24 protein-coding genes are annotated in these 24445 nt (G+C 46.7%); 17 read left to right on the forward strand and 7 right to left on the reverse strand.

Annotation, left to right across the window (positions count from 1 at the left end; all coding sequences use genetic code 11):
* The first annotated feature begins 96 nt into the window (after positions 1-96).
* From KNO86_RS09455 to KNO86_RS09465, 3 genes are all read left to right on the forward strand, one after another.
* Positions 97-1485: a cytochrome ubiquinol oxidase subunit I gene (locus tag KNO86_RS09455; protein ID WP_214695568.1), complete on the forward strand. Its 1389-nt coding sequence runs from the start codon at positions 97-99 to the stop codon at positions 1483-1485.
* 14 nt (positions 1486-1499) lie between these two features.
* On the forward strand, positions 1500-2531 hold the full coding sequence (locus KNO86_RS09460) for a cytochrome d ubiquinol oxidase subunit II (RefSeq protein WP_074035002.1): 1032 nt from the start codon (positions 1500-1502) through the stop codon (positions 2529-2531).
* A gap of 128 nt (positions 2532-2659) precedes the next feature.
* Entirely contained in the window at positions 2660-3322 is a 663-nt protein-coding gene (locus KNO86_RS09465; RefSeq protein WP_214695570.1) for a potassium channel family protein, read from the forward strand.
* Between the two features lie 79 nt (positions 3323-3401).
* Here the strand turns inward: KNO86_RS09465 and KNO86_RS09470 are convergent, their stop codons facing one another.
* Positions 3402-4178, reverse strand: a complete 777-nt coding sequence (locus KNO86_RS09470; RefSeq protein ID WP_214695625.1) for a Cof-type HAD-IIB family hydrolase — start codon at positions 4176-4178, stop codon at positions 3402-3404.
* A gap of 212 nt (positions 4179-4390) precedes the next feature.
* Here KNO86_RS09470 and rnjA point away from each other — a divergent pair, with 212 nt between their 5' ends.
* Together rnjA and KNO86_RS09480 are read left to right on the forward strand one after the other, a co-directional pair.
* Positions 4391-6058, forward strand: coding sequence for a ribonuclease J1 (gene rnjA / locus KNO86_RS09475; protein ID WP_015881254.1), 1668 nt, complete (start codon positions 4391-4393; stop codon positions 6056-6058).
* A 60-nt stretch (positions 6059-6118) separates the two neighbouring features.
* Positions 6119-7576, forward strand: a complete 1458-nt coding sequence (locus KNO86_RS09480; protein ID WP_214695572.1) for a phospholipase D family protein — start codon at positions 6119-6121, stop codon at positions 7574-7576.
* Positions 7577-7615: 39 nt separating this feature from the next.
* Here KNO86_RS09480 and KNO86_RS09485 read toward each other — a convergent pair whose 3' ends face one another.
* Together KNO86_RS09485 and def are read right to left on the reverse strand one after the other, a co-directional pair.
* Positions 7616-9241, reverse strand: coding sequence for an alpha/beta hydrolase (locus tag KNO86_RS09485; RefSeq protein WP_214695573.1), 1626 nt, complete (start codon positions 9239-9241; stop codon positions 7616-7618).
* 1 nt (position 9242) lies between these two features.
* Positions 9243-9782 (reverse strand): peptide deformylase, encoded by a 540-nt coding sequence (def, locus tag KNO86_RS09490; RefSeq protein WP_214695575.1) that lies wholly within the window; start codon positions 9780-9782, stop codon positions 9243-9245.
* A 331-nt stretch (positions 9783-10113) separates the two neighbouring features.
* On the opposite strand from def, the gene pdhA reads away from it, so the two are divergent.
* The 4 genes from pdhA to lpdA all read left to right on the forward strand — a co-directional run bounded on the left by pdhA (position 10114) and on the right by lpdA (position 14968).
* Positions 10114-11199 (forward strand): pyruvate dehydrogenase (acetyl-transferring) E1 component subunit alpha, encoded by a 1086-nt coding sequence (pdhA, locus tag KNO86_RS09495; RefSeq protein WP_015881258.1) that lies wholly within the window; start codon positions 10114-10116, stop codon positions 11197-11199.
* Positions 11200-11202: 3 nt separating this feature from the next.
* Positions 11203-12180, forward strand: coding sequence for an alpha-ketoacid dehydrogenase subunit beta (locus tag KNO86_RS09500; RefSeq protein WP_074034993.1), 978 nt, complete (start codon positions 11203-11205; stop codon positions 12178-12180).
* Between the two features lie 78 nt (positions 12181-12258).
* The gene (locus KNO86_RS09505; RefSeq protein WP_214695577.1) at positions 12259-13551 is read left to right on the forward strand and encodes a dihydrolipoamide acetyltransferase family protein; all 1293 of its coding nucleotides are present in this window, start codon (positions 12259-12261) and stop codon (positions 13549-13551) included.
* Between the two features lie 4 nt (positions 13552-13555).
* A complete protein-coding gene (gene lpdA / locus KNO86_RS09510) occupies positions 13556-14968 on the forward strand; it encodes a dihydrolipoyl dehydrogenase (protein WP_074034989.1) in 1413 nt (470 codons plus the stop codon).
* A gap of 20 nt (positions 14969-14988) precedes the next feature.
* On the opposite strand, the gene aac(6') is transcribed toward lpdA, so the two are convergent.
* Positions 14989-15438, reverse strand: coding sequence for an aminoglycoside 6'-N-acetyltransferase (aac(6'), locus tag KNO86_RS09515; RefSeq protein WP_214695579.1), 450 nt, complete (start codon positions 15436-15438; stop codon positions 14989-14991).
* Positions 15439-15513: 75 nt separating this feature from the next.
* Between aac(6') and KNO86_RS09520 the strand changes: the two genes are divergently transcribed.
* Positions 15514-15819 (forward strand): DUF3055 domain-containing protein, encoded by a 306-nt coding sequence (locus KNO86_RS09520; RefSeq protein ID WP_074034985.1) that lies wholly within the window; start codon positions 15514-15516, stop codon positions 15817-15819.
* 118 nt (positions 15820-15937) lie between these two features.
* Here KNO86_RS09520 and KNO86_RS09525 read toward each other — a convergent pair whose 3' ends face one another.
* Positions 15938-17419, reverse strand: coding sequence for an aminotransferase class I/II-fold pyridoxal phosphate-dependent enzyme (locus KNO86_RS09525; RefSeq protein ID WP_074034979.1), 1482 nt, complete (start codon positions 17417-17419; stop codon positions 15938-15940).
* A gap of 157 nt (positions 17420-17576) precedes the next feature.
* Between KNO86_RS09525 and KNO86_RS09530 the strand changes: the two genes are divergently transcribed.
* The 3 genes from KNO86_RS09530 (at position 17577) to KNO86_RS09540 (ending at position 19600) form a co-directional block, all read left to right on the forward strand.
* On the forward strand, positions 17577-17843 hold the full coding sequence (locus tag KNO86_RS09530; RefSeq protein WP_214695627.1) for a UPF0223 family protein: 267 nt from the start codon (positions 17577-17579) through the stop codon (positions 17841-17843).
* 236 nt (positions 17844-18079) lie between these two features.
* On the forward strand, positions 18080-18268 hold the full coding sequence (locus KNO86_RS09535) for a hypothetical protein (RefSeq protein WP_015881266.1): 189 nt from the start codon (positions 18080-18082) through the stop codon (positions 18266-18268).
* A gap of 78 nt (positions 18269-18346) precedes the next feature.
* Positions 18347-19600: an inositol monophosphatase family protein gene (locus KNO86_RS09540; RefSeq protein WP_214695581.1), complete on the forward strand. Its 1254-nt coding sequence runs from the start codon at positions 18347-18349 to the stop codon at positions 19598-19600.
* Between the two features lie 58 nt (positions 19601-19658).
* Here the strand turns inward: KNO86_RS09540 and KNO86_RS09545 are convergent, their stop codons facing one another.
* Entirely contained in the window at positions 19659-19838 is a 180-nt protein-coding gene (locus KNO86_RS09545) for a DUF5325 family protein (protein ID WP_074034965.1), read from the reverse strand.
* A gap of 163 nt (positions 19839-20001) precedes the next feature.
* On the opposite strand from KNO86_RS09545, the gene typA reads away from it, so the two are divergent.
* A complete protein-coding gene (typA, locus tag KNO86_RS09550) occupies positions 20002-21846 on the forward strand; it encodes a translational GTPase TypA (RefSeq protein WP_074034963.1) in 1845 nt (614 codons plus the stop codon).
* Positions 21847-21934: 88 nt separating this feature from the next.
* A complete protein-coding gene (locus KNO86_RS09555) occupies positions 21935-22279 on the forward strand; it encodes a YlaH-like family protein (RefSeq protein WP_214695583.1) in 345 nt (114 codons plus the stop codon).
* Between the two features lie 37 nt (positions 22280-22316).
* Here the strand turns inward: KNO86_RS09555 and KNO86_RS09560 are convergent, their stop codons facing one another.
* Positions 22317-22517, reverse strand: coding sequence for a YlaI family protein (locus KNO86_RS09560; RefSeq protein WP_074034957.1), 201 nt, complete (start codon positions 22515-22517; stop codon positions 22317-22319).
* 115 nt (positions 22518-22632) lie between these two features.
* On the opposite strand from KNO86_RS09560, the gene KNO86_RS09565 reads away from it, so the two are divergent.
* Positions 22633-23082, forward strand: a complete 450-nt coding sequence (locus tag KNO86_RS09565) for a PNPOx family protein (RefSeq protein ID WP_214695585.1) — start codon at positions 22633-22635, stop codon at positions 23080-23082.
* A gap of 33 nt (positions 23083-23115) precedes the next feature.
* A complete protein-coding gene (locus tag KNO86_RS09570) occupies positions 23116-24432 on the forward strand; it encodes a PhoH family protein (RefSeq protein ID WP_214695586.1) in 1317 nt (438 codons plus the stop codon).
* Positions 24433-24445 lie beyond the last annotated feature (13 nt).

The raw sequence follows: 24445 nt of genomic DNA on the forward strand, positions 1-24445 counted from the left end.
AATCATTATGATGGAAGTATCGAAGGGTATTCATCTGTGATTGTCGTTTCATACATGGGTTCGAAGCGATAGAGAGAGATAGGAGGTAATCAATAGATGTTTCAAGATCCTGTCCTGATGAGCCGAGCATTGACGGCACTCACATTAGGTTTTCATGTGATTTTTGCCACACTCGGCGTCGGGGTTCCACTTTTAATCTTATTGGCTGAATTTTTAGGAATTCGTAAAAAAGACCCGAAATATACCCTCATGGCTCGCCGGTGGTCACGTGGTTATGTCGTGACCGTAGCGGTCGGGGTTGTAACGGGTACAGCAATCGGTCTACAGCTTTCGTTATTATGGCCGAACTTGATGCGTGTTGCGGGTCAAACGATTGCACTTCCACTATTCATGGAGACGTTCGCTTTCTTCTTCGAAGCGATTTTCCTCGGAATTTACTTGTATACGTGGGATCGTTTTAAAAACCCGTGGCATCACATGCTTCTCGGGATTCCGGTCGCAGTCGGTGCATTGTTCTCAGGGTTCTTTATCACAACGGTAAACAGCTTTATGAACCAACCGGTAGGATTTGATATCGTTGACGGTCGTTTGGCGAACGTCAGTCCGCTTGAAGCGATGTTCAGTCCAGCTATGCCAACGAAGATGGCACACGTATTGACGTCTGCAATTTTAACGTCTGCGTTCATCTTAGCAGCGATTGCAGCTGTACAGTTGTTACGTCAACGTCGTAATCAACTGGACAAGATGTCAATCGAATATCACAAAAAAGGTCTTCGCTTGACGATGACAGTCGCCTTGATCTTTGCGATTGCGACAGCACTTGTCGGAGACTTCTCAGGTAAGTATTTGGCACAATATCAACCGGATAAATTAGCAGCAGCCGAATGGCACTTTGAAACCTCCTCCGAGGCGGAATTGATTCTCGGTGGATGGTTAGAAGATGACGGTGAGGGCGGATATGAAGTCCGCGGCGCCTTAAAAATTCCTTACGCGCTTTCAATTCTTGCTGGTGGTGTTCCGAACTATGAGGTGACAGGTCTCGATGAATTTGCGAAAGAAGACCAGCCACCGCTCTTTGTTCACTACTTGTTTGATGCGATGGTTGGAATCGGGATGCTTCTAGCGCTGATTTCCTTCCTGTTCGTATTAGGGCGTTATATTAAACGTTTGAATCAGTTCAGTAAACCGATGCTCTTTGCGATTGCAGCCGGTGGACCGCTTGCGATGGCAGCGATTGAATTCGGTTGGTTCTTCGCTGAATTTGGTCGTCAACCGTGGGCGCTTTATGAGTTGATGCGTACGAGTGAAGCAGCTACGACATCAGCGAATGTCGGTTGGATGCTTGTCGCTTTCGCGATCCTCTATGCGGTGCTCGGAACAGTCACAGTGGTCGTTCTATCACGTCTGTTCAAAGAGAACCCAGTAGGGAAAGAACTAAAACAATCCGAACATCGTGGTGAAGCGATGTTTGCGGATGAAGTGTGATCGGAGGGTATGACATGCAAATTCAAGAGTTAGGGATTGCCGTCTTATGGACGTTCCTATACGGCTATCTCATCGTCGCATCGATTGACTTCGGTGCTGGCTTCTTCGCATTCTATAGCCGTTATACAAAACGGGATCACTTGGTGAACCGTCTCGTTAAACGGTATTTGTCACCGACGTGGGAAGTGACGAACGTGTTTTTCGTCTTCTTCTTCGTCGGGATTGTCGGATTCTTTCCGGATACAGCTTATTACTATGGAACGGCGTTACTCGTTCCGGCATCCGTCGTGTTGATTTTACTTGCGATTCGCGGTAGCTTTTACGCATTCGCGAACTATGGGTCGAAAGAAAGCACGCTGTATATGTTCCTATACGGAGCCACAGGATTACTCATCCCAGCTTCGATGTCGACCGTATTGACGGTCAGTCAAGGTGGATTCATCACCGAGACGGAAAACGGCGTCTTCTTTGACGGCGCGAAGTTGTTCACCAATTTTTATTCATGGACAGTCGTCATCTTGGCGATTGTTTCAGTCCTCTATATTAGCGCGATGTTCCTCTTGTTCTATGCGGACAAAGCACGCGATCAAAATGCGGTCGAACTCGTCAGAAAATGGGCGCTCTTCTGGAGCGTTCCGACGATTATTGCTTCTGGGCTCGTCTTCTTCGGTTTGAAGTCGCAAGCTGCTTGGCACTACGAGAGCATCTTAGGAGGAAACTGGTGGTGGTTCGCAATGAGCTTCCTCTTCTTCGTGATTGCCGTATCATTCGTTTATATGAAGCGAAATTACGGGATTGCTTTCTTGATGGTCATGGGACAATTCTTTATGGCATGGTTCGGCTACGGATATTCACACTTACCGTATATCCTGTATCCGTATATCGATATCAATGGAAGTGTCGTCAACGAGTCGATGGCGGTAGCACTCGTCGTCGTATTCATCTTAGGATTGCTCCTTCTCGTTCCGGCGCTCTACTTGTTGCTCCGTTTGTTCCTGTTTGACAACGATTATGTACGCGGGAAACGTTCGAGCGGAAAAGCATGACTTTAAAGATGGGATTTCCTTCACATGAAGGAGATCCCATCTTGTTTTATGTAGAGTTTTGAAAGGGAATCAGTTACACTGAACGAAGAATCAAGAAGAGACCATGTGTAGGAAAGGGATGTAGGATTATGACAGGTGAATTTGCAGTCATTGGTTTAGGGCGATTTGGTGGGTCGATCGTCCGTGAGTTGTCTTCAAACGGATACGATGTTCTTGCCATCGATTCAGATGAGGAACGCGTCAATGAGTTTATGGGTTTAGCTACTCATGCCGTAATCGCGGATACGACAGATGAAAACGTGTTGAAGAGTTTAGGGATTCGTAACTTTGAACACGTCATCGTTGCCATCGGTGAAAACATTCAAGCTTCGATTTTGACGACGTTGATCTTAAAAGAACTTGGCGTCCAAATTATCACTGTCAAAGCGACAAATGATTACCATGAAAAAGTTCTCCGTCGCATCGGTGCAGATAATATCGTCCACCCAGAACGAGATATGGGCGTTCGGATTGCAAACGGGTTGATGAGCCAGAGCATTTTAGATTATCTTGAATTATCAAATGAACATTCAATCGTGGAAATCAAAGCGTCAGATAAGTTGTCGAATAAATCGCTCATCGATTTGGATTTACGGGCAAAATATGGGGTCAACATTGTCGCCATTCGTCGTGATGACGATGTCCTCATTTCTCCGCAGGCGGATGAGATGATCTTATCAGAAGATATTTTGATTATCATCGGAAAAGATACCGATCTCGATAGACTTGAACGGACGTTACGTTCGAAATAAAAAAAGACCTCTTGAGCGATACCGTGATCGTTGAATCGATTGATCCAACTCGGCGGTTTGACGCAAGAGGTCTCTTTTTTTAGATTAATTTCATCGCTTTCAATCCATATTCGATTCCATCTTCAAGAATCGATTTCGTCACAAAGTCCGCAACGTTTTTCGCTTCAGAACGGGCATTTCCCATGGCAATCCCTGTCCCAACATATTGGAGCATGGCCAAGTCGTTCAAAGCGTCTCCAAACGCGTACGTATTCTCGAGTCGATAACCGTTCGCTTCGATAAAGTGACGAATTCCATCAGCTTTACTAGCACCTTTATTGATGACGTCCATCGCATGTGGATGCCAGCGGATGAAGTCGAACTCATGATAGGCATTGAGATAGTGATGCTCATCTTCAGGTGTACAGTAAAGGAGCGTTTGATAAACGTCTTCTTCTGCGTGGAAGTTTGGTTCGTAGCGAGGAATCGGCATGTCGAGTTCTCCGAGCGATTGCTTGACGATGGCGTCATCCGGTTTTGAAGCGCCGCCTCGATCTTGTCCCAAGTAGACAAGCGTGTGGTCGTTCGAAGTGGCATGAGTCGTCAAACGACCGAGCGCATCTTTAGAGAGCGTGTTACGATACACGATTTCACCTTTATGCACGACGATTTGACCGTTATAACAAACAAGGCTATCGATTCCTACGCGTTCCGGAATATCCGATAACATCGCTGGTCCTCGTCCCGTCGCGATAAACGTCTCGACGCCGTTATCACGAAGCGCTTGAATCGCTGAAATTGTGGAAGGTGGAATATAGCTACCTTCATGCAAGAGTGTGCCGTCAATGTCGAAGAAAACAACTTTTTGATCTTCCATTTGATTCACCAATCTTTCTCTTTATCTAAAAAATATGTTTTTCGATCCCACTAAAAGGATAACACGAAATAGGGAAACTACCACGAATATCACATCGTTAGTGAAATATTGCCACGATATGAGCTATAATGAAAAAAGAATCTTACGGACATATTCGAGAATCACTTATGTTTCACATAGATGTATTAATAATTGAAGTAAGGAGAGATTAAATGAAGTTTGTTAAGAACCACCAAACAGCCGTGTTCGCACTAGGCGGACTAGGAGAAATCGGGAAGAACACATACGTTGTTCAATTTCAAGATGAAATCATCGTCATCGATGCGGGAATCATGTTCCCAGAGGATGACTTGCTTGGGATTGACTATGTGATTCCGGATTACTCGTATTTGATTAAGAACAAGGACAAAGTAAAAGGGGTATTCATCACGCACGGTCACGAAGACCATATCGGGGGAATTCCATTCTTACTCAAGCAAGTTCAGTTACCGATTTACGCTACGAAACTTGCGCTTGGTTTGATTAAAGTAAAACTCGAGGAGCATGGATTGTTGCGTGAGGCGGAACTCCACGAAATCGATGAGGATTCACTCATCAAGTTCCGTAAAACGAGCATTTCGTTCTTCCGAACGACGCACTCGATTCCGAACTCGCTCGGTGTTGTCGTCAAAACACCACAAGGGAACATCGTCCATACGGGTGACTTCAAGTTCGACTTTACTCCAGTCGGTGAACCGGCCGACCTCGCCAAGATGGCGGAGATTGGAAAAGAAGGCGTGCTCTGTCTCTTGTCTGACTCGACAAATGCGGAAGTCGAAGGCTTCACGATGAGTGAGAGCGTCGTCGGGGGGACGATTAGCGAGACGTTCCGTAAAGCGGACGGTCGAATCATCTTCGCCACATTTGCATCGAACATTTATCGATTACAACAAGTCGTCGATGCGTGTGCTGAGACAGGACGTCACCTCATGATTTTCGGTCGCTCCATGGAGAAAGTCATGACGATCGGGCAAGAGCTAGGATTCATCAACGTTCCGAAAGGGATGATCATTGAAGCGAATCAAATGCGCCACTATGACCCGAACGAGATTGCCATTCTTTGTACCGGTTCACAAGGTGAACCGATGGCCGCGCTTAGTCGTATCGCGAACGGGACACACCGTCAAGTGTCGATCATCCCAGGGGATACGGTCATCTTCTCATCTTCTCCGATTCCGGGGAACGCCATTTCGGTCGGCAAGACGATTGACCAGTTGTATAAAGCAGGGGCTGATGTCGTTTACGGGAAGTTAACGAACATTCATACGTCTGGACACGGTTCACAACAAGAACAGTTGTTGATGATTCGTCTTCTCAATCCAAAATTCTTTATGCCGATTCACGGAGAGTATCGCATGTTGAAGAAACATGCGGAGCTTGCTGAATCAGTCGGGATTCCGAAAGAAAATAGCTTCGTCATGGATAACGGGGAAGTGCTCGCTGTCGATTCTGAGTCGGCTGCGGTCACCGGTAAAATTTCTGCAAACGCCGTTTACATTGATGGGAATGGAATCGGCGATATCGGGAATATTGTATTAAGGGATCGTCGTATCCTTTCTGAAGATGGACTTGTCGTCGTTGTCATCAGTATCGATGGCAAGACACGTAAACTCGTTTCAGGACCGGATATCATCTCGCGTGGTTTCGTCTATATGCGTGAATCGGGTAGCTTGATTCGTGACGGCGAACGTTTGTTGAAGAAAACCGTCGAGCAAGGGTTGTCAAATAAACAGATGAAGTGGTCGGAGATGAAGCAACTCGTATCCGATACGCTCACACCGTATCTGGCACAAAAGACGCGGAGACACCCGATGGTCCTGCCGATTATTATGGAAGTATGATCTAACGGGCTGTAGGTGACTACAGTCCTTTTTTTGAACCGTAAAGGAGGAGGGGAACTCATGGCTAAAGAAAAAAAGAAAAAAGGCTGGCTCAAGTGGGGATTAGCCATCATCGCTGTCATTTTTCTCATCACACTTGTGTATCACCAGGTAAAACCGTTACCGGATGGGGTGTCACGACAATCTGAACCTTATCTCATTTCGGATGATCAAATCGACTTTCTTCATGATTTGACATATCAAGGAGAGGATACGGAGATTGTCGAGCAAGAAATTTTTAAGGAAGTCGAGCGAGCGATTCAGGAAGCCGAGGAATATATCGTCATGGACTTTTTCTTATTCAATCCATATTCCAATGAAGACCGGCAATATCCGGATATAACGGCGCGATTATCATCAGCGCTGCTGGAGCAAATGGAGCGATACCCGGACTTGAAAGTCGTCTTTATTACAGACGATATCAATACGACGTATAACGGGCACGTTTCCGACCACTTCGATGTGCTAGAAGAGGCGGGGGTGGAAGTTGTGTACACGAATCTCGACGCACTTCGTGACCCAAACATTTTGTACTCCACGTTTTATCGGATGGCGATTCAATGGTTTGGGGATAGTCAGGACGGATGGTTGCCGAATCCGATGGCCTCGTCGGCACCGGATATTACCGTTCGGGCGTATTTAAGATTGCTGAACATTAAAGCGAACCACCGAAAAGTGATGGTGACAGAAAATGAAGGGTTCGTATTATCGGCGAACCCGCATGATGCGAGTGGGTATCACTCAAATGTCGGTGTTCATTTAAAAGGACCCATTTTAAAAGAGATAGCTAAAGGGGAACAAGCAGTCGCGACGTTCTCAAAAGGCGATGCACGACGTTTCCCGGACGATGACGCATTATCGAAGATCGAGAGCGCGCCGAACGATGCGCCGATGGAGATTCGTTACGTAACGGAAGGAAAGATTCAGGAGTCGGTGCTCGATGCGATGAATGGAGCGGAAAACGGAGATACGATTTGGATCGGCATGTTCTACTTGGCTGACCGAAATATTATTCAAGCGATTGAGGATGCCGCTGGCCGAGGTGTGACCGTGAACATGATTCTCGACCCCAATACGAACGCTTTTGGTCGCTCAAAATCGGGATTGCCGAACTTACCTGTAACGGCAGAACTGAATACCGTCAATCCTGAACAGATCGAAATTCGTTGGTATGATGTCGGCAAGGAACAATATCATCCAAAAATCCTATATGTGGATGGAGAAGAGAAGACAGTCGTCTTAGGTTCTGGAAATTATACGACACGAAATATGAACGATTACAACCTTGAGGCTGACGTCGAGGTAAAAGGAGAAGAGGATACAGTTTTCTTTGATGAAGTAGACGATTATTTCAATCGCTTATGGAATAACGAGAATGGAACGTACACAGTGGCATATGACGAGATTCAAACCGACATCCCGCTTGGAAAGTATGTGATGTATTGGCTTCAAAAAGTGACATGGACGATGACGTACTAAAAAACAGCTATCCTCAAATTGGGGATAGCTGTTTTGACGTTAGTTCGTCTCGATTGGATTAAACTCATTCGTATACTCATATAAGAATTTCCCGGTCTCTTTCAAGACGTCACTCTTACGGTGAAGCGAGAAATGATCGTACGGTACGGTCTCTGTTTGAATGTTATTCGTATATTCTTCTAGTAACAGAGAACTCTCCGGCTCAATCAGATTGAACTCGCCGCCTCGTCCAGAGAAGGATAGCACTTGTACGGATCGTGGCCATGTCTCCAGTTTTGACTGGAACGCTTGTAGCCCGTCCGAGTTGGGTGATAAGTCACGGATAGCTGGGCTACCTGTGTTGATTCCAAAGTTACTAGCCGATAGGCCAAAGTTTGCGAGTCGAGTGCCGCCGAATGGACTATCAAACGTGACGAACTTGTCGACGATGTATGTCTCCTGATTCAAAATGTAGTTGGCTGCTGCAACGCCACCCATACTATGACCGAGGATATACATGCGATCGAATGAGCGGTTTCTCGTTTTCTTATACGTTTCAATGGCTGAATTTAACCATTTCGTTTGATTGTTCAAAGAAGCTTCTGCATCCTCGAACTCGATTCGAACGATTGGACGATTCGAGCTATAGTCATAAATTTCGCAATCGGTTTTTCCTTTGACAGTTACCGTACAAAGGGCGCCGTCGGTAGCCTGACCACTCTCTTCCATCGCTTGCGAGAAGCGGAGGAACGTTCGGTCAGTCCCGAGTAGACCATGCACCGCGAAAGTAGGGATAAACTCGTTCGTCTGCGACGCTTGGCGAATCGCCTCGGATTGTCGCTCATTCGCCAATTCTTGTCGGAATGTCCCGACAATCAATACGAGTGAAAGGGAGACAATCAATAACCCTAACAGGCGCGAACGAATCGATGTTTCCCTAGGGTTACCGACGTTTTTTCGATACTTGCGCCAAATGAAATACCCTAAAATAATCGCTCCCACAAATACGATGATGGTGATCACCCATGCTTTAACGTTTGGCACATGGGCGACGAGTGTTAAATTATTTTGGCGACCACCGTACACTTGCCACTCGACATGCTTCATGGAGCGAAGGTCAAGGCCAGTCCCGTCTTCCACGAACACACCGGTCGGAACAGTCAGATTAAACCGGATATCGGCTTGACGGATATATCGCTCCGCTAATTTCTTCGGGGAGCCCGATAGTTCGACACCCGGTAAGTCAACCTGATCAAGTCGAAGATCGAGGTTCGTCTGCATCGTGTAAGAGTCGAACCAGATGCCTTCTCGTTGCTCGATATCGAATTGAATGTCAGGTGGGACGAGAATTCCGGCTGGACCGGTTTTCCATTCTTCTTTAATCTGTTGTAACTCATCCACATTGCGGAACGTCTTCTTCAAGACCATCCCTTCATAATCATCGGCGCTCGAATAATCTTCAGTCTCGTACCCATTATCCTCGGCCTGCTCCTTCCACGTATCCCAGTCGAGCCTGAGATTGAGCAACTTCATCACTGGGTGGTCGCGGAAAGCATAAGTGGTTTCGAGTGAAACGGATTGATCGTAATGCACGGTCGCATCGTAATTAATGCGCACACATCCGCCGATTAAAAGAAATAAAAATGGGAATAGTAACAACAGTGCCCTTTTTCTCGAGCTAAACATGTTAGATCGGTTCGCCGTATGTGTCTAGCGGATTCGACGTATTGATTCGGTCATAGAACAAGATGCCGTCCAAATGGTCGAGCTCGTGCTGACACACGATTGCACGCATTCCCCGAAGGCGCAGCTTGATTGGCTGTCCGTCTCGGTCGAACCCTTCTAATGTGATTCGACGAAAACGAGGTACATTTCCTTTGACCACGCGATCGACTGACAAGCATCCTTCCCCGCCATTTAAAAATGTCTGTTCGACAGAGTGGCTCGTGATTTTAGGATTGAAAATCGAAAGTTTGAACGTCTCTTCCTCTTCTTGTAGCAAGACTGTGAAGAAACGACGGTTTACCCCGAGTTGTGGCGCGGCGATTCCGACACCACCTCGTAACTCGTATTTTTCACTCATCTCTGGGTCTTGACTATTGACGAGGAACGTCTCCATTTCGTGGAGTAACGCCAAGTCCTCTTCGGTTGGAGGAATCGGTACTTCAATTGAACGTGTGCGGAGTCGTTCGTCTCCTTCGCGAATGACGTCTTTCATCGTTAACATGTGCAACTTCCTTTCTATAAAACATATATGATTGATTATATCATATTTAAAGAGAGAAGAATGTGGATGGTACAGAAGGTGAAACGAAAATGATACAGAGACAAAATGAATGTCATATCCCTTGAATGTAAGCGTTTTATTTCAGTAAGCATATTTTTTGCGTTATTATAACAACCCGTTTTATACTAACTAGGAAACGGCAGGAGAGCATAACTTTCCTGAATTACGTTAATACAGATTGCTTTTTTGGACAGATACACGTAAGATTTGAGATAGTGTTTGATCACAAAAAAGACAATTGTCTCATAGTTGAAAGGATGAGGTGAAACGAATGAACAACGTTCAGGTACTTCAAAACGTGGAAGAAAACTTCCAAACGTTCCGTATTCTCGACGAGAAGGGTGAGGTCGTCAACCAAGACGCAATGCCTGACCTAACGGACGAGCAACTTCAGGAACTCATGCGCCGCATGGTCTATACTCGAATCTGGGACCAACGCGCCATCTCACTTAACCGTCAAGGACGCCTAGGATTCTATGCGCCAGTGGCAGGTCAAGAGGCGACGATGATCGGGACGCAATACGCGCTCGACAAAGAGGACTGGATTCTTCCAGGATACCGTGATATTCCACAACTCGTATTCCACGGACTTCCGCTTTATCAAGCGTTCTTGTTCTCACGTGGACACGTGGCAGGAAACCGTATCCCTGAAGGTGTCAACGTATTGATGCCGCAAATCATCATCGGTGCACAAATCATTCAAACTGCGGGTGTGGCTATGGGCCTCAAACGCAACGGCAACAAAAATGTCGCTATTACTTACACAGGTGACGGTGGCTCATCACAAGGTGACTTCTACGAAGGATTGAATTTTGCAGGTGCATTCAAATCACCAGCAATCTTCGTCGTTCAAAACAACCGCTTCGCTATTTCGACACCAGTTGAGAAGCAAACAGCAGCTAAAACGATCGCGCAAAAAGCTGTTGCAGCTGGAATCAACGGAATCCAAGTAGACGGAATGGACGTTCTTGCAGTGCTTGCAGCGACACAACAAGCTCGCGTAGACGCACTCGAAGGAACACCAACGCTCATCGAGTCACTCACTTACCGTTACGGACCACACACGCTCGCTGGGGATGACCCAACACGTTACCGTACAAAAGAACTCGACACAGAGTATCAAGAAAAAGATCCACTCGTACGTTTCCGTCTCTTCCTTGAGAACAAAAAACTCTGGAACGAAGACATGGAGAACGAAGTGATCGAGCAAGCGAAAGCTGATGTGAAAGAAGCAATCAGCCAAGCTGACAAAGAACCAAAACAAAAAGTTTCGGACTTCATCAACAACATGTTCGAAGAACTTCCTTCAAACTTGAAAGAACAGCTTGAAGAATATACTGCAAAGGAGTCGAAGTAAGTTATGGCTCAAATGACAATGATCCAAGCGATTACTGATGCGATGCGCGTTGAAATGAAACGCGACGAGAAAGTACTTCTCTTCGGAGAAGACGTTGGTAAAAACGGTGGGGTATTCCGTGCGACGGAAGGTCTCCAAGACGAGCTCGGCGAAGACCGTGTCTTCGACACGCCACTCGCTGAATCAGGGATTGGTGGTCTTGCAATCGGTCTAGGTCTTACTGGATTCCGTCCGATTATGGAAGTTCAATTCTTCGGATTCGTATTCGAAGTATTTGACTCAATCGCAGCTCAAATGGCACGTATGCGTTACCGTTCAGGCGGCGCTTACAGCCAACCGATCACAATCCGTTCACCATTCGGTGGTGGAGTTAAGACACCTGAGCTTCACGCGGACAGCCTTGAAGGTTTGATGGCTCAGACACCTGGTCTTAAAGTCGTTATTCCATCGACTCCTTACGATGCAAAAGGTTTGTTGATCGCGTCAATCCGTGACAACGACCCAGTTGTGTTCCTCGAGCACATGAAATTGTATCGTTCATTCCGTGGCGAAGTACCTGAAGGTGATTACACAATCGAACTCGGTAAAGCAGATGTGAAACGTGAAGGTACAGACGTTTCAATCATCACTTACGGTGCGATGGTGCACACTTCACTTAAAGCAGCGGAAGAGCTCGAAAAAGAAAACATCAACGTTGAAGTCATCGACCTCATGACAGTGAGCCCGCTTGATATCGACACAATCGTAGAATCTGTTAAGAAAACAGGTCGTGCGATCGTCGTTCAAGAGGCACAACGTCAAGCAGGTATCGCAGCAAACGTTGTAACTGAAATTCAAGAACGCGCAATTCTTCACCTCGAAGCACCAGTTCTTCGAGTAACTGCACCAGACACAGTCTTCGCATTTGCACAAGGTGAAGACATGTGGTTACCAGACCATAAAGATGTCGTTGCAAAAGTTAAGGAAGTTGTGAACTTCTAAGATCGTGTCGAATAAATGATGAGGGAGAATTATCTCCCTTGTCGTGTTTACATGATGAATTGATGGGAGGAAAAACCAGTGGCAGTATTTGAATTTAAATTACCAGATATCGGTGAAGGTATTCACGAAGGTGAAATCGTCAAGTGGTTCGTAAAAGCAGGGGATACGGTCAAAGAGGACGATGTTCTTTTAGAAGTACAAAACGACAAAGCAGTCGTTGAAATCCCAGCTCCAGTCGACGGTACAGTCAAAGAAGTTAAAGTTTCTGAAGGTACAGTTGCCGTAGTCGGCGACGTCCTCATTTCGTTTGACATCGAAGGCGACGCACCAGCAGGTGAAGAAGAAGAGACACCTGAACAACCAAAAGCAGAAGAGAAGACAGAAGACGTAAAAGAAGATGTGAAAGAAGACGCGCCACGCGACGTTCAACTTCACAAATCTGAGCGTGTCATCGCAATGCCATCTGTCCGTAAATATGCACGTGAAAAAGGTGTCGACATCCGTGAAGTAAACGGTTCTGGCGACAACGGCCGCGTCTTGAAAGAAGACATCGATGCATTCGCGAACGGTGAAGCACCGTCTGCAGAAGCTACAACAGAGAAAACAGATTCTGTAGCACCAGCAGCAGCTGCGAAAACGGAAATCAAGCCTTACGAGTCAGCGACTCCAGAACTTGAAACACGTGAGAAAATCCGTGGAATCCGTAAAGCCATCTCGAAAGCTATGGTTAACTCGAAACACACTGCACCACACGTTACACTCATGGACGAAGTCGACGTTACAAAACTCGTCGCACTCCGCAAAGACTTCAAACAAGTCGCGGCTGACCAAGGCGTGAAACTCACGTACTTGCCATTCGTCGTGAAAGCATTGACTGCTGCAGCGAAAGCATTCCCAACAATCAACGCTTCAATCGATGATGTGAACGAAGAAATCGTTTACAAAAACTATTACAACATCGGTATCGCAGCTGACACGGACAACGGACTCGTTGTACCAGTCGTAAAAGATGCAGACCGTAAATCAATCTATGCACTTGCTACAAACATTAACGAACTTGCAGGTAAAGCTCGTGAAGGTAAGCTCGCTGGGGAAGACATGAAAGGCGGATCGATCACAATCACAAACATCGGTTCTGCTGGTGGACAATGGTTCACACCTGTCATCAACCACCCAGAAGTTGCAATTCTCGGTATCGGTCGTATCGCTGAGAAAGCTGTCGTGAAGAACGGTGAAATCGTTGCTGCGCCAGTACTTGCACTTTCATTCAGCTTTGACCACCGCCTCATCGACGGTGCGACTGCACAAAACGCTCTTAACATGGTGAAACGCTTGCTCGAAGACCCAGCACTTCTAATGATGGAGGGATAAGAACATGGTAGTAGGAGAATTCGCACAAGAAACTGATTTGCTTGTCATCGGTGCCGGTCCTGGTGGATACGTTGCCGCAATCCGTGGCGCACAGCTCGGAATGAAAGTAACAATCGTTGAGAAAGGCAACTTCGGTGGTGTCTGCTTAAACGTCGGATGTATCCCATCGAAAGCGTTGATCACAGCTGGACACAACTTCCAACACGCTAAAGGACATGATTCAATGGGAATCTCGTCTGACAACGTGTCAGTGGACTTCACAAAAGTTCAAGACTGGAAACAGTCAGTTGTTAACAAATTGACTGGCGGTGTCAAAGGTCTCCTTAAAGGAAACAAGATTGAAATCGTTCAAGGTGAAGCTTTCTTCGCTTCTGAAGACACAGTTCGTGTCATCACAGAAGACAGCTCAACTCCTTACAAATTCAAAAAAGCGATCGTTGCGACTGGTTCTACACCAATCGAGATTCCATCGTTCAAATGGTCAAAACGCGTCCTTTCTTCAACTGGCGCATTGGCACTTCCTGAAGTACCGAAGAAACTCGTCGTCATCGGCGGTGGATACATCGGTATGGAACTCGGTACTGCATACGCTAACTTCGATACAGAAGTAGTTGTTGTAGAAGGCGCTAGCGACATCTTGTCTGGTTTCGAACCACAAATGACGCAAATCGTTAAGAAGAAACTCAAACAAAAAGGGAACGTCACAATCCACACAAACGCACTTGCTAAAGGCGTCGAAGAAACGGAAGACGGCGTAACTGTTAAGTTTGAAGTAAACGGTGAAGAGCAATCTGTAGAAGCGGACTATGTCCTCGTCACAGTTGGTCGTCGTCCAAACACAGGCGACATCGGTCTTGAGAACGCGGACGTTAAAATCAGCGACCGTGGAATCATCGAAATCGATGACCAGTGTAAGACTTCGAACGAAAATATCTATGCAATCGGTGATATCGTTCCTGGACCACCACTTGCACACAAAGCATCTTACGAAGCGAAAATCGCAGCGGAAGCAGCAGCAGGTAAGCCAGCTTACCTCGACTACTCTGCAATCCCTGCAGTCGTCTTCACAGATCCTGAACTCGCAACTGTTGGTTACACAGAACCACTCGCAAAAGAAGAAGGACTCGAAATCACAGTTTCGAAATTCCCATTCGCGGCGAACGGTCGTGCACTTGCACTTGACGAGCCAGACGGCTTCATGAAGCTTATCACTCGCAAAGAGGACGGTCTCTTGATCGGTGCTCAAATCGCGGGTACTGGCGCATCAGATATGATTGCTGAGCTTGGTCTCGCAATCGAAGCTGGTATGACTGCTGAAGATATCGCACTTACAATCCACGCTCACCCATCACTCGGTGAGATGGCAATGGAAGCTGCTGAAATCGCAATGGGTATGCCAATCCACGTCGTTAAATAAGCACGCTAGAAAAAACTCTCTCACGTTTCGTGAGAGAGTTTTTTGATATAGGTGACGACGCGTTCAACTTCCTGGAATCCAATCTTTTCATGGAACTGTTGACTGCTCTCGTTTTCAAGTTCGGTATCCGATGCCAGTTCGATACAACCATGACGTGCCGCGAACATTGACGCAGCATCAATCAGACGGGCAGCGACACCTCTCTGACGCTCGGATTCAACGGCATAGATTCCCTCCACGTAGGCTGTCGGAGACGTGCTTGAACCTGGCACGTAGTCATGCCGGAAACTGAGCTGGCAAAATCCAATCGCTTTTGTGTCAGAGGATGCGATGAAATAATGCATGTTCTTTGAAGCAAGACCGAGTTTGACTTCCATCCGCAATTCCTCAATCAGGGCGTCGGGCCATAGCTCATGCATCAACTGCACAAGTGTTTCTTGGTCTGACGGTGTGGCATACGCAATTTTCATGTTGACTCTCTCCTTAGGTTTCATACTTGTAGTATAAAGGAAAATACTTGTGAAGAGAGAAGGGAGGGAATCCTGATGGCATTCGATGAGGAGTTATTATATACCGTATCCGAGACGAGTCGTGTACGTTTCACCGGGATTGAGACAGAAGCTGCCCGCTATGACTTTGGTTTTGTCTATACACACCAATTCATGGGCAAGGTGTTAGTCGTCTGTATGCAAACCGGTCAGTCGGCCCTTCTCGATCTGCATGCTTTAGAAGAGCCCCGTCAATTGTATCCGATGCTCGGTATTAACTTGAATGACACAGAGCACGTCGCTGAATTTTTACGACTCTGCCTAGTTGAAAAAACAGAAGCATCTGAAGAAATTGACACTTGAAAAAATGTAAGCGTTTTCTTATAATAGGCAATAGGGGAAGCAATTCGATCATCTACAGCCACCTTTTCTGAGATGACATAAAAAATGAGCCGGTCACGATGACTGGCTCATTTTTTGTTTAGCGAATCGCTTTTGTTTGTTGGATGACTTTGATCATCTGAAGAGACTCATCTTCAAGACCTTGAACCGGGAGACCGGCTTCGATGTTGGCCATGATGTAATCGAGTGTCGACGTTGTGATCAATTCACCTGGAATGATAATTGGAATCCCTGGTGGGTACACCATAATGAATTCTGCTGAAATGCGTCCGACGGCGTTCTCAAGAGGGATTGTCTCCGTCTCTTCATAAAACGCATCACGCGGGCTAAGAGCCAATGGCGGGATTTCAGGAAGCATGATCGAGAGTGAGTCATTCCCAGACTTCTGATAAACGGACACGACGTCACGCATCGCTTCAATCAATGCTTGAATCGTCGACTCATCGTCTGCTGACGTGACAATGAAGAGCACGTTCAATAAATCTGACATCTCGACTTCGATGCGGTGTTTCTCACGAAGATACTTCTCGACTTCAAATCCTGTCACACCGAGCTCACGAACCGACACGAGCACTTTTGTCTCATCGAGTGCATAAGTCGACTCTGAGTGAAGCTCCGCATGTCCGTAAACCGACAAGTTCGGCATTTGACCGATTGCTGTACGTGCTGCTCGAGCAAGGTCAAGCGCACGTTCGTTCATCATATGACCTTTCGTCGCAAGTTGTCGACGCGCCGCATCAAGAGAAGCGAGGAGCAAGTATGATGTTGAAGTTGTCGTGATCATCGAAAGCATCGCGTGAATCCGCTCTGGTGACACTAGACCCCGGCGTACGTTCAAGATGGAACTTCCTGTCATCGAGCCGCCAAGTTTATGCACGCTCGTTGCCGCCACGTCCGCTCCGGCTTGCATCGCCGAGAGTGGGAGTTCATCGTGAAACGGAAGATGGACACCGTGTGCCTCATCGACAAGTACAGGTACGTCTTGCGCATGAGCGACGTCAACGATTCGCTCCAAATCACCCGCAACACCGAAATAAGTCGGGTTGATAACGAGTACGGCTTTTGTATCTGGGTGAAGCTCGAGTGCACGTTCTACGGCACTTGCTGTAATCCCGTGCGCGATGCCGTACGTCTCATCGAATTCTGGGTGGATGAAGACCGGGTGTGCACCCGTCAAGACGAGCGCGGACATGACCGATTTGTGCACGTTACGTGGAACGATGATTTTCTCATTCGGTCCGACGACGCCCATGATCATCGCCATGATGGCACTCGACGTTCCTTGAACGGAGAAAAAGGTCTCATCAGCACGGAACGCCTCTGCCGCCAAGCGTTCCGCTTCAGCGATTGCCGCTTTTGGATGATGAAGGTCATCGAGTGGGGCAATGTTAATCAAATCAATTTTTAGGGCGTTTTCGCCAATAAAGTCACGAAACTCCGGATCCATCCCTTTCCCGCTCTTGTGACCAGGAATATGGAACGCAATCGGATTTGAGTCGACATGTTCAAGTAACGTGTCAAATAGTGGCGTTTCGAGCTGAGTAGCACCTTTTAATTTCAATCGTAAATCCCCCTTGGAATCAGTTTATTTATTAGATGAATGATATCGTTAATTTATATGTTGATTTAAAAAAGAAGCAACAAAAAAACTATAGAGATTTCTGACGTAACTTGCAATAGTTTTTTTTGTTGATACAATGAGTGTCGAGGTGAACATTATGCAAATCAACTATCCGATTAATCCGGATTGGACGACCGATGAATTGATCGAAGTCGTCGAGTTCTACAATGTCGTCGCACAAGCGAATGAAGGTGGAGTCGAGCGTGAGGTTTTTCTAGACGCGTATCGTGCCTTCAAGCAAATCGTAACATCTAAGTCAGAGGAGAAACAACTGAACACGGTTCACGACGAACAGACTGGATATTCTACGTATCGTACCGTTCAAGCGGCGATGAAGTCGTCGAGCAAAATGATTAAATTGTAAGTCCGAGCATGCCCGAGCAAATTCAGGCATGCTTTTTTGTTATTTCTTCTTTAAATCGGGTACAGTTATCTAACACTTATTCAGGTTTAAGGGCATTGAAATTGGGAATATATCCATTAAGATAAAAAATTCAAAATAGTCAGACAATTCTCTTTCTTTTACGAATTTTATCTGATATACTCAATTCAACTCACTAAACCGTAACTTGTAGCCCAACAAAAGGAGTGTGGCATCTTATGAAACAAGTGATTGAGGCATTCAAAAGAAAAGACGCAGAAAAACGGATTCCGGTGCTGCGCTTGGAGATTGATTATGAATTGGCAACCCTTTTCGATGCGATGGCGTCACAGGATGATGCTACAGTTCAGGCTAGCAAGCATCGGTTAGAGAAGTATCGCCAAGAATTATTGCGTCTCGAAGCCTGACCATTACACACACATTCAACCAGTATTCCGAGCGGATACTGGTTTTTGTTTGGTACAATACAGTTGAGGTGATCACAGATGATAGAATGGTTTGCAGTCGATTTAATCAAACAGGCGGGAGAGCTGATTCGTCGCGAGATTGATCAACATTATGAAGTGGAACGAAAGACCGGAAAAGGAGACTTGGTTACTGAAATCGATCGAGCGGTGGAACAGCTGATTGTCCGCCGGATCCAAAACCGATTTCCGGACCATCAAATCATGGGGGAAGAAGGAACGACGGATACGCCAGATACGTTATCAGGAACGGTCTGGTTCGTCGATCCAATTGATGGGACGTTAAACTTTATTCATCAGAAGCGTATGTTTGCCATCTCGGTGGCCGTGATGGTCGATGGGGTCGTAGAGTACGGATTCGTCTATGACGTGATGGCGGATGAGATGTTCATGGCAAGAAGAGGGTATGGTGCGACATTGAACGGACGGACATTGACGAATCTACATGAACATCATGTACGAGATGCATTTTTGAGTATGAATGCGACGTGGGTCACGCCGAACCATCAAATTGCCCCGGAAATCCTTGCCCCGATTGTTCGAGATTCGATTGGAACACGGGCGCACGGCGCTGCATCGCTTGAGCTTGCTTGGCTCGCCGCAGGACGAGTGGACGGATACATTACGATGCGCAATATGCCGTGGGATTATGCTGCAGGAAAATTGCTCGTAGAAGAAGTGGGTGGACGAGTCGTTTCTTTATATGGGGAGCCGATTCGATACGATGGGAGAACATCTGTATTGGCAGGAAGCGAGACATTCGTCAATGACGTCATCAAACACTATGTCATCGCAAAAGGGGTGACCCCGGAAGCGAAGCCGGATCTTCAAATCGTGGAACATGAATCGTATGAAGAAATTCGTGATCTGCTCGTTTTAGCGAATCCGAATGAAGCGATGGTGCGAGAACAGTTTCAAACAGGACGAACGTTTAAAGCGTTACTCGGAGGAGAAATCGTCGGTGCCTATATGCTCGTATCGAACGGGGCAGGACGGGTCGAGCTTGTCAATATCGCGGTGAAGCCGGAGAGACAAAACCAAACGATTGGTCAGCGGATGCTACAAGACGCGGTAAAACGGGCGACAACACTCGGCGGCCAAGAACTCCTCGTTTGTACTGGGAATTCAAGCATCATGCAATTGCGCTTTTATCAACAAGCCGGATTCCGATTTGATTCTGTGGAACGTGATTATTTTAAACAACATGGATACGATCCGATTGAGGAAGATGGTTTAGTCCTACGTGACCGCATCTGTTTGACGCGTCCGATTTGAATCATCAAATAAAAGGAAAGAGGGTTCGCTCGACTTTTGTCAGAGCAACCCTCTATCTTTATGAAGATTGACGATCAGAAAGAATGCGACGACGTAATTGAATACCAAAGAACGTCGCGACACCACTAAGTACGAGACTACCTAAAATGATGGCGGCGCTGCCTTCAGCCACCCCGATGCCGATGCCAACAAATCCAGCGACGACGGCCATGGCAATCAATAGAAACATAAGCTGCATGGAGACTCCTCCTTATTTTCTCTTCTCTACCCCATTGTATGATAAAAAACGTCCAATGAAAACGTTCACAGTCGATTCCACTCGACAAAGGTACTGTGACGTGTGCTATACTCTTAAAGTTGAAGAAAAGCTGAAACTTTTTAAATAAGAGAGGAATAACTACATGAACGTAAGAACAAACCTTCGTAACGTAGCCATCATCGCTCACGTTGACCACGGTAAAACAACGTTAGTCGATGAATTATTGAAACAGTCTGGTACTTTCCGGACGAACGAGGCAGTCGCAGAACGCGCGATGGACTCAAACGATATCGAACGTGAGCGCGGAATCACAATTCTCGCGAAAAACACGGCAATCGATTATAAAGACACACGCATTAACATCGTAGATACGCCAGGTCACGCAGACTTTGGTGGGGAAGTTGAGCGAATCATGCGTATGGTTGATGGCGTTATCCTCGTCGTCGATGCGCGTGAAGGCTGTATGCCACAGACTCGCTTCGTATTGAAAAAAGCACTCGACCAAGGACTTCGTCCGATCGTCGTTGTTAACAAAATCGATAAGCCGATGGTTCGTCCACTCGACGTTGTCGATGAAGTCGTCGATCTCTTGATCGATCTTGGCGCAGATGAAGATCAACTTGAATTCCCTGTCGTCTACACATCGGCTGTCAGCGGTTCAAGTTCGTTCGATCCTGATCCAGCAAACCAAGAAGACACGATTACACATGTGCTTGATACAATTCTTGAAAACACACCAGCTCCAGTAGATAACTCAGACGAGCCACTTCAATTCCAAGTAACGATGCTCGACTACGATAACTACCTCGGTCGTATCGGTGTAGGTCGCGTCTTCCGTGGGAAAATCAAAGTCGGTGAGCAAGTATCACTCTGTAAGACAGATGGTACGGTGAAGCAACTCCGTGTCACAAAATTGTTCGGTTACTTCGGCCTCAAGCGCGTTGAAATTGAAGAAGCTAAAGCAGGTGACTTGATTGCTATCGCCGGGATGGAAGACATCAACGTTGGTGAGACAGTTACGCCAGTCGGTAAAGAAGAGCCACTTCCGCTCCTTCGTATCGATGAGCCAACACTTCAAATGCGCTTCATGACGAACAACTCGCCGTTCGCAGGACGTGAAGGGGACTTCGTCACTGCACGTAAGATCGAAGAGCGTTTGATGAAACAACTTGAGACAGACGTATCACTTCGTGTGGAAAACACGGATTCACCTGACCAGTGGGTTGTATCAGGACGCGGTGAGCTTCACCTCGGTATCTTGATCGAGAACATGCGTCGTGAAGGCTACGAGCTTCAAGTGTCGAAGCCACAAGTTATCATCCGTGAAGACGAAAACGGTACGAAAGTTGAGCCGTTTGAGCGCGTGATCATCGACGTACCAGAAGAGTACACAGGTTCAGTCATGGAGTCGATCGGTCTCCGTAAAGGTGAACTTGCTAACATGAACACGAACGATAACGGTCAGACACGTATGGAATTCATCGTTCCATCACGCGGTCTCATCGGTTACCGTAACGAATTCTTGTCTGCTACACGCGGATACGGAATCTTAAACCACACGTTCGAAGAGTACCGTCCGTATATCGCAGCTGATATCGGTGGTCGTCGCAGTGGTGTTATGGTTTGTATCGAAAACGGGAAGTCAACGGCTTACTCAATCGGTGCACTCGAAGACCGTGGAACGATCTTCATCGAGCCAGGTACAGATGTATACGAAGGAATGATCATCGGTGAATGTAACCGTGACGTCGACCTTGCGATTAACGCTGTTAAAGGGAAGCAATTGACGAACATGCGTGCTTCAGCAAAAGACTCGACACAAGTCTTGAAACGTCCGCGCGTCTTCTCACTTGAAGAGTCGCTCACGTTCTTGAACGATGACGAGTACTGTGAAATCACGCCGGAGTCAATCCGTCTTCGTAAGAAAATCTTGAACAAGAACGAACGCGAGAAAGCTGACAAGCGTCGTAAACTTGGTAAAGAATAAGTAGGTGAAAAAGGGAACGCTTCGGCGTTCCCTTTTTCATGGAATAGTGTAGAATGGATGTGTATGAAATAAAGGGGGACTCTTTGTCTTGAAAGCTTCTCAAACAATCGATATCACACAAATTGATATTCCGTGGATTGCCTCGATGCTAGGTGTCGGGAGCGACCCGAACGATTTTTCGGTCGGATTCAACGCACTCGTTGTCACGGTCATCTTACTGACGATTCTCGTCTTTAAGCTTGGTTTTGCAAAACAATTGGCATGGTGGAAATCACTCATCGTCTATATTCTACTTGCACTTGGCGCAGGTACGATGGCGCTCGTCTTTTTCACGTGGCCGATTCCGGAAGTACTTGCTGTCATGGCCATCGTGTTGGCCATCTATCGCGGCCGCCTCTGGTGGAACCGTCGTCAGGATGCAGTCGAGTCATAAAAAATACGGGCGTCTCTTCGGAGGCGCCCGTTTTCATTTACCAATTTCGTTTTTGTCGAAATGTAGGATATAACTTGAATTGTCCAGATGCGGCGCGTTCAGCCGTACGTTCGCTGATTCGCTCCTGGCAGTCTTGACACATATACGTTTTAGCCGGCTTGTTGCGCAATCGTTTTGCTTCAAACGACCATGAGTCGATCGTTTCGACTTTATCGCAAAGAGAACATTTTACACGCATCTTCTCACCTTCCTCTATAGGATGAGTATAGCATGATTTCATTCGTTGAAAGCAGGGAATTGAATCGGTAAGGGAGAATGGTACAACCATACCCGGTTAAAAGGAGGGGAGTTGAATGGCGAGTAAGGCAACGTTTGAATTGACAGCCGCTCAACAGCGATTGTTGAATGACATGCCATTAACATTTCTCGTCGGTTTTGATGAGGCAAAGCGTTGGCCAATCAGCCACGCCATCAGTTGGGTGCAAGCACTCGACAAGGACACGATGCGGTTCGCCTTAACCAAGAATTCGCATATCGTGACGATTTTATCAACCGAAAAGACAGCAGGTCTCATCTTTATCGAAGATGGTCAGTCCTATCATGTTTTACTTTCATCCATCCGAGAATTTGAACCAGCGGTAAAACCGAGCCTTCATCTTCGTTTTTTTGAAGGACATGTCGAAGAAGTGAGGAATATCTCATTTTATGGTGCAGCATATGCTCAGCCTGAAATTACGAAAACGTATGATATTCGTGCGGCGGAAAAGTTAGACCGTGAAGTTAAAGAAAGTCTTCATTCTTGATTACCATCCTATAGTCGAGGGGCGGCAAAGTCTATGAAAAAAACGTATGTACTCGATACGAACGTACTCCTACATGATCCGCTATCCTTATTTCAATTTGAAGAACATGACGTGGTCATCCCGGCCATTGTCTTAGAGGAACTTGATGGTAAAAAACGAAACATGGATGAGGTCGGGCGAAACGCCCGTGAAACGTCGCGTGTTCTAGACCAGCTCCGAACATCGGGGAAACTTCATGACGGCGTCCCACTTGAAAACGGTGGACGTCTCTTTGTCGAGATTGGACACGAACACGAAGTCGATATTCCATTCGACGTGATGACGAACGATAACCGCATTCTTCTCGTTGCCTTAAAATTAATGAAACAATACGAGCATGACACGAACCATAAAGTCGTCGTCGTCTCAAAAGATATATTGGTCCGTGTGAAGGCGGACGCGATCGGAATTGATGCAGAAGACTATCTGACCGACCATATCGTCGATACGACGAATTTATATGCCGGCTATCGTGAAATCGAGGTCGATCAGTCACTCATCGATGAATTTTATAAAGTACGCCAACTTCCGACATCCGCATTGACGAAACAAACGTTATATCCGAATTCGTTCGTCGTGTTAAAAAGTAACGTATCGAAAGCGAGTGCGCTCGCAGTGGTCGACACGCTCCAACCGATTGTTCGTCCGTTAGCACTTGACGCTGACCACATCTGGGGGATTCATCCACGAAACGTCCAGCAGCGGATGGCGCTCGACTTATTGTTGCGAGATGACATTCCGTTCGTCACGTTACTCGGGAAAGCTGGAACCGGTAAGACGCTCCTTGCCCTAGCGGCAGGACTCTCACTCGTTGAGGACGAGCAACGATACAATAAGCTCGTCGTTGCCCGACCGGTCGTCCCGATGGGGAACGATATCGGCTACTTGCCAGGAGAGATGGAAGAAAAGTTACGTCCGTGGATGCAACCGATCTATGATAATCTAGAATTTCTCTTCAGTGCCAATTCAAAAGATGAGCTAGGAAATATTCTGGCCGGCATGAAATCGATTCAACTCGAAGCGCTCACTTATATTCGAGGAAGAAGCATGCCCGACCAGTTCATCATCATCGACGAAGCTCAAAACTTAACGAAACATGAAATTAAGACGATTCTCACCCGTGTCGGGGAGAACTCGAAAATTGTTCTCGTCGGAGACCCGTACCAAATCGACCATCCGTATTTAGATGAATATTCGAACGGATTGACGTACGCCGTTGAACGATTCAAAGGACAGAATGTCTTCGGTCACGTTCAATTGGTAAAAGGGGAGCGTTCGTCTCTCGCAAGATTGGCGGCCGATTTGTTATAAGCGAGATAGACAA

Origin of the sequence: Exiguobacterium sp. s160, assembly GCF_018617575.1 — a bacterium.
In the GTDB taxonomy this organism is placed as follows: domain Bacteria; phylum Bacillota; class Bacilli; order Exiguobacteriales; family Exiguobacteriaceae; genus Exiguobacterium; species Exiguobacterium aestuarii_A.

Bases quoted from the DNA above. Each gene is read 5' to 3' on its own strand.
- KNO86_RS09540 (WP_214695581.1), top strand. From the start codon at position 18,347: ATGATAGAATGGTTTGCAGTCGATTTAATCAAACAGGCGGGAGAGCTG.
- lpdA (WP_074034989.1), top strand. From the start codon at position 13,556: ATGGTAGTAGGAGAATTCGCACAAGAAACTGATTTGCTTGTCATCGGT.
- KNO86_RS09480 (WP_214695572.1), top strand. From the start codon at position 6,119: ATGGCTAAAGAAAAAAAGAAAAAAGGCTGGCTCAAGTGGGGATTAGCC.
- KNO86_RS09485 (WP_214695573.1), bottom strand. From the start codon at position 9,241: ATGTTTAGCTCGAGAAAAAGGGCACTGTTGTTACTATTCCCATTTTTA.
- KNO86_RS09520 (WP_074034985.1), top strand. From the start codon at position 15,514: ATGGCATTCGATGAGGAGTTATTATATACCGTATCCGAGACGAGTCGT.
- KNO86_RS09570 (WP_214695586.1), top strand. From the start codon at position 23,116: ATGAAAAAAACGTATGTACTCGATACGAACGTACTCCTACATGATCCG.
- rnjA (WP_015881254.1), top strand. From the start codon at position 4,391: ATGAAGTTTGTTAAGAACCACCAAACAGCCGTGTTCGCACTAGGCGGA.
- KNO86_RS09530 (WP_214695627.1), top strand. From the start codon at position 17,577: ATGCAAATCAACTATCCGATTAATCCGGATTGGACGACCGATGAATTG.
- def (WP_214695575.1), bottom strand. From the start codon at position 9,782: ATGTTAACGATGAAAGACGTCATTCGCGAAGGAGACGAACGACTCCGC.
- KNO86_RS09465 (WP_214695570.1), top strand. From the start codon at position 2,660: ATGACAGGTGAATTTGCAGTCATTGGTTTAGGGCGATTTGGTGGGTCG.
- KNO86_RS09470 (WP_214695625.1), bottom strand. From the start codon at position 4,178: ATGGAAGATCAAAAAGTTGTTTTCTTCGACATTGACGGCACACTCTTG.
- KNO86_RS09565 (WP_214695585.1), top strand. From the start codon at position 22,633: ATGGCGAGTAAGGCAACGTTTGAATTGACAGCCGCTCAACAGCGATTG.
- KNO86_RS09455 (WP_214695568.1), top strand. From the start codon at position 97: ATGTTTCAAGATCCTGTCCTGATGAGCCGAGCATTGACGGCACTCACA.
- KNO86_RS09535 (WP_015881266.1), top strand. From the start codon at position 18,080: ATGAAACAAGTGATTGAGGCATTCAAAAGAAAAGACGCAGAAAAACGG.
- pdhA (WP_015881258.1), top strand. From the start codon at position 10,114: ATGAACAACGTTCAGGTACTTCAAAACGTGGAAGAAAACTTCCAAACG.
- typA (WP_074034963.1), top strand. From the start codon at position 20,002: ATGAACGTAAGAACAAACCTTCGTAACGTAGCCATCATCGCTCACGTT.
- KNO86_RS09460 (WP_074035002.1), top strand. From the start codon at position 1,500: ATGCAAATTCAAGAGTTAGGGATTGCCGTCTTATGGACGTTCCTATAC.
- KNO86_RS09500 (WP_074034993.1), top strand. From the start codon at position 11,203: ATGGCTCAAATGACAATGATCCAAGCGATTACTGATGCGATGCGCGTT.
- KNO86_RS09545 (WP_074034965.1), bottom strand. From the start codon at position 19,838: ATGCAGCTTATGTTTCTATTGATTGCCATGGCCGTCGTCGCTGGATTT.
- KNO86_RS09560 (WP_074034957.1), bottom strand. From the start codon at position 22,517: ATGCGTGTAAAATGTTCTCTTTGCGATAAAGTCGAAACGATCGACTCA.